Origin of the sequence: Cupriavidus sp. IK-TO18, from assembly GCF_015549295.1 — a bacterium.
GTDB classification, from domain to species: domain Bacteria; phylum Pseudomonadota; class Gammaproteobacteria; order Burkholderiales; family Burkholderiaceae; genus Cupriavidus; species Cupriavidus oxalaticus_A.
The window spans coordinates 1-548 of sequence record NZ_JADGMP010000053.1 but is presented as its reverse complement, the minus strand read 5'-3'; the positions used below and the strand labels follow the sequence as shown (position 1 = coordinate 548).

Annotated in this window: 1 protein-coding gene; it reads right to left on the bottom strand. The window is 63.3% G+C overall.

From position 1 onward, the window contains the following. The coding region (locus tag IPF36_RS32775; RefSeq protein ID WP_255519979.1) for a 3-hydroxyacyl-CoA dehydrogenase NAD-binding domain-containing protein at nucleotides 1–548 on the bottom strand (548 nt) is incomplete at both ends.

The following is a 548-nucleotide window of genomic DNA, read 5'->3' as shown; positions in this document are numbered from 1 at the left end:
GCCGGACGGTACTTCGGATCGGCGAATTCGGTGTACAGCACTTCCATCACGGCCAGCATGGTGTCCAGGCCGATCATGTCGGCCAGCGCCAGCGGGCCGATCGGGTGGTTGCAGCCCAGCTTCATGCCTTCGTCGATCTCTTCGGGCGAGGCCAGGCCTTCGCCCAGCACGCAGAAGGCTTCATTGATCATCGGGCACAGGATGCGGTTGACGACGAAGCCCGGGCTGTTCTTGACCGTGATCGGGTACTTGCCCAGTTCCTTCGCCAGCGCTTCCACGGCGGCGTGGGTGGCGTCGCTGGTCTGCAGGCCGCGGATCAGTTCGACCAGGGCCATCACCGGCACCGGGTTGAAGAAGTGCATGCCGATAAAGCGGCCGGCGCGCGAGGTCACCGCGGCCAGCTTGGTGATCGAGATCGACGAGGTGTTGGACGCGATGATCACGTTCTCGCCGACGATGCCGTCGATCTGCCTGAGGATCTTGACCTTCAGGTCGTAGTTCTCGGTGGCGGCCTCGATCACGATGTCGGTGGCCTTGAGGTCGTCATA